Annotated in this window: 4 protein-coding genes; 1 reads left to right on the top strand and 3 read right to left on the bottom strand. The window is 48.0% G+C overall.

What is annotated here, in order from left to right; genetic code table 11:
* Positions 1–287 precede the first annotated feature (287 nt).
* Genes FHW16_RS28425 through FHW16_RS28415 form a run of 3 tightly spaced genes read right to left on the bottom strand, consistent with a single transcriptional unit; the run spans position 288 to position 6,476 of the window.
* Complete coding sequence (locus tag FHW16_RS28425) at positions 288–4,238, bottom strand: glycosyltransferase (protein WP_182552820.1); 3,951 nt, start codon at positions 4,236–4,238, stop codon at positions 288–290.
* Positions 4,239–4,270: 32 nt separating this feature from the next.
* The gene (locus tag FHW16_RS28420; protein WP_182552819.1) at positions 4,271–5,665 is read right to left on the bottom strand and encodes an ABC transporter ATP-binding protein; all 1,395 of its coding nucleotides are present in this window, start codon (positions 5,663–5,665) and stop codon (positions 4,271–4,273) included.
* Positions 5,655–6,476, bottom strand: coding sequence for an ABC transporter permease (locus FHW16_RS28415; protein ID WP_182552818.1), 822 nt, complete (start codon positions 6,474–6,476; stop codon positions 5,655–5,657). The genes FHW16_RS28420 and FHW16_RS28415 overlap by 11 nt, the downstream gene beginning before the upstream one ends.
* A 738-nt stretch (positions 6,477–7,214) precedes the next feature.
* Between FHW16_RS28415 and FHW16_RS28410 the strand changes: the two genes are divergently transcribed.
* On the top strand, positions 7,215–7,805 hold a 591-nt coding region (locus tag FHW16_RS28410), incomplete at its 3' end, for an autotransporter-associated beta strand repeat-containing protein (protein ID WP_246712014.1).

The following is a 7,805-nucleotide window of genomic DNA, read 5'->3' as shown; positions in this document are numbered from 1 at the left end:
CACTTCCTTATGTCAATGCTAAAAGTCGAGTAGCGATATGATGTTTTAAGTAGCCGCCGTTGATTTCACTTAAAAATGGCGAAATGCGGTTCATCGTTGATAACGAATCTGCCAAGCGCACGTATTATCTGCGTTATCCACTCGCCTTCGTTTTCAACGATGCATTGCCCTTCAAACGATCATCAGGAGCCAGTGCCGATCTTCTCTTCGCCCCCGAAAGACTGTAGAATCCACTATCTCCAGGCGCTTCCTCGTCCTCGAGCACCGATTGGATTATTGTCCTGGTATCAATCTACCAAAGCCAAGAGAGAAGTTGTAAATCGGTCCTGCGAGAACCGAGCTTCAAAAACCTCCCGGCCCGCTAGTCCAACGTCATGCAGACGCGCTGGGTTAGCAAGGGCATCCATCAAAGCCTGAGTAATAACAGTGGGGCTGTTTTCGCTAATGACAAAACCAGTCACTCCATGAGTCAGATATGCTACCGTTCCGGTGGTCATGGTACACATCAAAGGCCTACCGGCGCTCAAAGCATTGAGCGAAACAAGCGGAAGTGTGTCGTCCCTTGACGGGACAACAACCAAATCAGACTGCGCTATCTCGCTTACATACTCGGCATGACTCAGTTGCTTGCCCAATACAATCTCTGGCTCATTTTTTACCATGTTGCTTATACCTTCGAAAAAGCCTGCATCAAGGATGCGACCATGCAAACGAAACTCGCACCTCTTCTTCAGCTCATCTGGCAAAGCAGCAACGCCCAGAATGAAAAGATCCTGCCCCTTACGAGGTTCATAAGAGCCAAAAACCGATACAACCAGCTTACGTTTCATGTCTTCGAGGGATTGTTTTGAAGCTTCTATGTCAAGCGGATAAGCCTCGACTCCATATTCCATAATCGACAAATCACCGCGATAGTCTTTTAGTACGGCCTCAGCCCTCTGGCTACCCGCGATAACTGACTTTGCATTCTTTAGGGCGCTAGGAAAAGCGTCAGGGTGCAAATTCGCCAGTTGTTTTATCAAGCCGGTTTCATGAATGTACCAATGCACATCAACTTTCGGCGCAAGTTGATTCACCGCTGGCCAAGTAACGGCGGTATTGGCAATCACAAAGTCAAAATTTACTGCAAAATCCTCTACCGACTGATGGCCGGTGAGCACTAGACTATCGATAATGACAGGAACTCCTATCTTCTGAAGTTCATGACGCATAGGGCCATCTTCCGGAGAAGCAACAACGACGAAATGTCCAGCATTCTTCAAGGAGCGCGCCATATCGAGCACAACGCGGGGTGCGCCACTTTCGGTGAGGTCGTGTGAAACTAACAGTGCATCCTTCCCCCCCATGATCGTAGCCGTGGAGAATGGGGCAAAAAACTCATAGGCTTCTGGTGAGTCATGGTAGAGCAGTTCACGCATAGTTTTAGTGAAATAAGGATCATTGTGCAAATAAGAACTCCAGCGGCGGAGTAGATATATATCTGCTTTGTCCTTGCGGCGCGGTGCAGCGGCCTTCTTCTTGTCTACTTCTTTCAGAGACATATGTCCTATATGCAGCAATGTAGCATGCGGTGTGTAAACACACGTAAGCCCCAGATCTCGCACCTTAAAGCACAAATCCACGTCAGAATGATTGATTGGCGCGTTGAAGGCGTCAAATCCGCCAATTTTCTTGAAAACATCGCCCTTTATTCCCAGACAAGCGCCACAAATCAACGATACCTCACGCACAGATTGCGCAAAGTTGTAATGAAGTGGCGTATCGGAAGGCAAACTATGAAATGCAGTTCCGACCAGGCGCCTAACACCCGTAACCATTCCAGCATGTTGAATGGTCTGGTTCTCGTACAACAGCTTTGGACCTACTATTCCAACCCCGTCTCTCACGAGATATTCCATTATCCCTTCGAGCCAGCCAGAGGAGATAATGCGAACATCATCGTTGAAAAAGATGAGATAATCACCAGATGCAATAGCTGCACCGGCATTACATTTGTCGGAGAAATTGTAAGGTTTGTCATAGGCAGCAAAGCGCACACGCGAATCCAGGGCCGTACCCTGCATCGCGCTAACGATTTTAGAGTTCGTTACAACGATGATCTCAAACTCACCGCCTGCCGTATCTTCTGTAATAGAGCGTATTGTGTCTTCGATATTCCGTTGATTGTCGGACGGCACAATAATGGAAGCTAACGGGTATTCTCCGGCAAACTCGAATACGACCCGGTTGGCCGTTGGCAGCGCGACAGCCTTCCCCTTCCATCCCCGCCTCTCTACTGCAGATTGAAGTGCAGCAATATTTGTCTCGCGCGCGTATGGTTTTCCGCCGGCAGCTGCCGAGCTGGCAATCATGCGCCAGCCGTACAGCACTTTGGGTATGTGCAATACGTGCCGCGCAATCTCACTAGCACGCAATGCAAGATCGTAATCCTGAGAGAAATCAAACTCTTTGCGAAATCCGCCTATCTGCTCGACAAGACTGCGGCGATACACACCAAGATGCCCAATATACATACAATTAAGCATCAACATGGGGCTCCAGTCAGGCTTGGCAAAGATTTCAACGGGCACACCCGTTTCGTCCACCTTAGCTTCGTCTGAATAAAGAATATCAGCCTCAGGATCCAAAGAAATGGCCACGGCAAAACTTTCGAGCGCATCCCAGGTCAGCAGATCATCATTATCCATCAGCGCAACGTAATCGCCAGTTGCCAACGCAAGAGCCGCATTGGACGCCCCGCTAATTCCCTGATTCTTTTGAAGCTCTACAAACTTTATTCTCTCATCGCGCTGCACATGTGATCGCAGGATACGTGAAAGCTCCGCATCATTCGAGAAGTCATCAGCTATACAAAGTTCCCAGTTTTCGTGAGATTGGCGCAGTACAGATTGTATGGCTTCCTCAATCAGCTCTGGTTTGATTTTGTAAACCGGCATGATGATAGAGATCTTTATGTTGGATGCCTCTGCTGTCTCCGATTGAAGATCATTTAAATGGGGATTGAAAAACTTTTGCCGAACCTGCTGTAATAAATCATTTTTGTGCGCTGCTATTGATTGCTCTCTGGCAGGCACTGATCGACGGGCAGCAGCTCGAATGCCATTCAGACCATCCACCCGCCAAACCCGGTAAACCGATCGAAACAGTGGAAGCCATCCGCCGGCGGAGCGGCGTGCCGATACAATCATGTCGAGCCGCTGCCTGTTCGTGCCGAGATTCTTCCGAATTGACCTTACGGGCTTCCCCAGTTTCCACGTCGTAGAATTTTGAATATTCGCAATGTGCTGATGCGCGTTTACTACTTTCACTTCAAGCTCTTGCGATGTTGCTTCCAGCGATTTCTTCTCAGCGTTCAATTCACTAATCTGAAGCTGCAGTGTGCGGGTGACTTGTTGCTCAGCTACCAAAAGGTCTTTGTGCTGCTCCACCTGTTCAACAAGCGCTTGATTGGTAACCAGCAGTTTGTCATCAAGACCTTGCTTTGCAGCCTCCAACTCGGCTACGCGATTATTCTGAAATTGCAGTGCGTTGGAGCAATCCAAGTTTTGTTGTAACAATCTGCCAGAAAGGGCAAAGAAGTTCCTAATTTCGACCGCTTTGTCTTCTTTGCTGTTAAATAGCGTTTGAACGGATGCCGGTAGATTACTTCCGACGCCCAATACCCCGAGACCATGGCCATGATAAAAAGCGAATGACGGATATTTTGCGCTCAGTTCGTCCCAAAGCTTCCACACGCCAAATTCTCGTTCCCGCACATTTGTGTCATGGAAAATCACTACAGCCCGATCACTGAGCAGGGGTAGCCAAGTCAAGAAATCGTGTTTAACCGCGTCGTATGTGTGCAGTCCGTCGATGTGCAAGAGGTCGATTGTGCCTTCTTCAAAGTATGGAATAGCATCATCAAAGGTGGTCTGCAGAAGATTGGAAAACCTGCCATACCGTTCATCATGCGCATTGCGCAGTGTTCTTAAGACGTCCTCGCCGTAAAAGCCTGCATGGACATCTCCCTGCCAAGTATCAACGGCAAAGCTGCGCAAATCCAGTTTGAGCTCGTCTGCACTCTGGCAGAACGCACAATAGGAATCACCGAAATGTGTTCCCAACTCGACTAAAATACGGGGGCGAAGAGCCTCGACAATAGTAAAGGCAAATGGAATGTGTTCCATCCACGCACTGTGACCAGAGACATAGTTCGGCCGACTGAACGCAGTTGGGTATGCTGTGATATTGAATGACATAGTAAGCCTTTATATGTTCGACGGGCTAGAGCTTAAGCGTTAGCCGTATCAGCTTTAGCAAGATCGATACTAAGCATTGGAATGCCTATCAGGCCCGTGGTGACGCTGGTCGCATCAGACTTGAAAAATAAGGCATCATGAATCCAATGAAGTTGGGTGTGCTCGTCCTGTGTTCCATTCGCGACGGCCACGCAAACCGAATAATCGCCTTTAGGCAGAATTGGCATTTGAAACACGAAACTCGCGTTGATCATCTGCCCTAAAACAACCGGAAGCGGATCGTCATGACGTGTAAGATAGGTATTGTCCCCAAACAAAGTCTGCCCAAGCCTGTCTTTTATGTAAAAGCCTACAATCGGAGCGTCGAGGTCCCGGTGAGCTATGGCCTGCACGTGAATGACAACCTCCTCCCCTCCAACAACCCAGGAGAGGATGTTCCCATCACGATCGCCAAAATGAACGTCAACGATTTGGGCCTCGCCGTTACCGAATGAACTTGATAAAGCATCAAATTCAAAAACCTTCAGGTCATTCCGCAGTTCGGTATGGTTGATGAATTGAAGTCGCTGATCTTTCTCCGCCTTATTTTGCCTGTCCAGTTTGACAGGACGCAAGCGGGTTGTGGTGCTCTTACCTTGTTGCTCTTCGTAAAATGCTTCGAGATAACGGTCGCAAACCGTGCGCGGAACACCTGTCTCCAAGACGGTTCCCCGTTCAATCCATAAAGCTTCGGAACACAAATTTTTCACGGATGCCGTGTCATGACTGACAAACAGAATTGTGCCTGTCTTCATGAACTCTCGCAAAAAACGCATGCATTTTTGCGTGAAGAAAGCATCCCCCACCGCCAAAGCTTCGTCAACAACAAGGACATCTGCATCAACGTGAGCAATGACCGCAAATGCCAGACGCACCAACATACCACTGGAATAAGTCTTTACAGGCTGCTCGATAAAGTCTCCTATATCAGCGAAGCTCGTAATGCTGTCGAACCGGTCATCCAACTGTGCCTTGGACAGCCCATATAACTGGCCGTTTAAATAAACATTCTCGCGACCTGTGAATTCAGGATTGAAGCCAGAACCAAGCTCCAACAGCGCGGCAACCCGCCCAGTTACGAAAACATCACCTGATGTAGGCTGAAGAGTGCCGCAGATAATTTGCAGCAATGTGCTCTTTCCGGAACCATTTCGCCCTATTATGCCAACGGTTTCCCCTCGCTTTACCTCGAGAGAAACATCACGCAAAGCCCAGAACTGTGACGAGCGAGCAGATGCCTTTTGGCGCAATTTGGCAGCCAATGCCTCCACAGGACTCAACCGAGATGCCAATCCATACAACGCTTGCACCAGACGATCATGCGGCCTTGCAAACGTTTGAAATGCTTTGCTCACACCTGTAACACGAATTACCGTTTCAGAGGACATCAGCAAATCCCTTTCGCGTCTTTTGAAACCAAGCGAAGCCAAGCCACGCGAAAACTGCTGCACCGATCACATACTGCGTCCAGACATACCAATCCAGGGAATTACCAAAAATAACCACGGATCTGACCTGTTCAATAGGATAGGTCAGCGGATTGAAAGCCGCTAAAAAGCGCCACCTCTCCGGGTACGAGGATAAAGGGAAGAATATTGGAGAGACAAACATCATGCCGGTGATGGTCACACCAATTGTTTGACCAATATCTCGCAGATAGACGCCAGCTGCCGACAAAAACCACATCAACCCCAGCAAAAAAAACATAAAAGGCACGATTATTAGAACAGCAAACAGAGCAGTCAGCGGGATCTCTCCCATACCGAAATACTGGAATGCGAGTAAAACGAGAAAACTAACCGCCGCATGGAAAAGAGCTGAAAGAGCATTTACGCAAGCAAGTATTTCTAACGGAAAAACTACTTTTTTAACGTAATTCTGATTAGACAATATAATACTCGGCGCCTTACTAGCACACTCAGCAAACATATTGAACATAATCAGACCAGCAAACAAAATGATAGCAAACGCCGACTTCGATGTATGCGTATCTGCACCCCATCTCGATTTGAATATCTCGCTAAACACAAAAGTGTAAATACCGAGCATCATGAGTGGGGTCAACAAGGACCAAAAGAGCCCAAACATTGATCCCTTATAGCGTCCGATCGTCTCCCGCCAAGCCATATCCAACAATAGTTGTCTGTGCTGAACAAGTGATGCCACCAATGCAAGTGGCGAAATGCTTACTTTTTTCATTATTCCACAAAACTTCACTCGGTCTAGGAGCTAGTTGACGAAGGGCGTAGCCGTTAAAGATTTAGCCATTCACGAGTTACAAAACGGCGCGAAAAGTGCGCTGCAGAATGCGAGGTCCTTTTAGGCTATGTAAGTTTTGATCTCAAGCACTATCTTGATTTTCACCACAGCAGAGCAGCTTGCCAAGCCCCAAGACAGGTAAAGTTATCCTGAACGATGCATTCAATTGACGACAGTGAAGACGTAGAAATGCATAGCTGCGTTACACTTGTCGAACAGGAGGACCGGCAACGCCAGGCAACGGCAACCTTCACTACGGCAGGCACAAAACGATTTACTGGTTTGGACGCTGTCGTGATGGTGGCAACATCAAAGGAGAGCTTTCTTCATACGTTTACAAACATCCCACAGAACCCAGTTAATGAGTCTGCAAGATTCGTTACCGCTCCGCTTTTTCTCCTGCAAAACTCACTTTTTGAAGGGAAAAGTGTTTTTTGGAATTGTGTGTTCTTTTTAACGCGCTGGCCGACCCTACTAGTATCATTGTTTTTACGTGTTTTTTTGGAAGTGCCCCTACCGTAGATTGCACTAATGCTTCTGGTTTCGGTTGTACAGTATTGATCGAATTCTGATCCACTGGTATGCGGACTATAGAAGTGTCAAATACGGCTGATAGAGATTACGGGCAATAAAGTAGAATTCCCAAGAAATCCGATAAAGGGATGAGGTCTAGTCTTGATGAATTATTCCCTTCAGGCATTGCGGTGTTCAACTGCCTTAAGTCGAGTTGTGCTTAAAGGAAGTGCGATATCGCTTGGCTTTTGCATTTTTGCCTGCACTGCCAGCTTTGCTCAACAATATTGGGATGGTTCCAACACTACCGGAAATCAAACTGTAGAAGGAGGAACAGGCCAATGGGACGGTACGACCACCAATTGGACTGATAGTGCCGGCGCAGTGAACACAAATTGGAACCCAGCCAGCCCGGGTAACAATGCTGTTTTTGGCGGGACCGCTGGGATAGTTACGGTCGTCGGCCAGCAGCGCACATCAACGATTGATTTCAACACCGCTGGCTATGTAATTAACGGTGGAACTTTAAACCTTGCTGGGTCTCCAGACAAGATAATCAATGTTGCCGCGGGTACGGCCACGATTGGTTCAACAATCATAGGAAACGATGGCTTTTCCAAAGGCGGCGTCGGCACGTTAATTCTGACCGGTAATAATACATATACCGGTGGAACGCTGGTGGAGAACGGCACGCTGCAGCTGGGCAATGATCCGAATCGCGACTACGGTTCAACCGGCGTAATTACGGGGACTGTC

It is taken from the genome of Phyllobacterium myrsinacearum, from assembly GCF_014138285.1.
Taxonomy (GTDB): Bacteria; Pseudomonadota; Alphaproteobacteria; order Rhizobiales; family Rhizobiaceae; genus Phyllobacterium; species Phyllobacterium myrsinacearum_A.
The sequence above is the reverse complement of the archived record's forward strand: the minus strand, read 5'-3'. Positions and strand labels throughout refer to the sequence as shown.

Excerpts from the sequence above, each read along its gene's own strand:
- FHW16_RS28425 (WP_182552820.1), bottom strand. The coding sequence starts at position 4,238 with ATGTCATTCAATATCACAGCATACCCAACTGCGTTCAGTCGGCCGAAC.
- FHW16_RS28420 (WP_182552819.1), bottom strand. The coding sequence starts at position 5,665 with ATGTCCTCTGAAACGGTAATTCGTGTTACAGGTGTGAGCAAAGCATTT.
- FHW16_RS28415 (WP_182552818.1), bottom strand. The coding sequence starts at position 6,476 with ATGAAAAAAGTAAGCATTTCGCCACTTGCATTGGTGGCATCACTTGTT.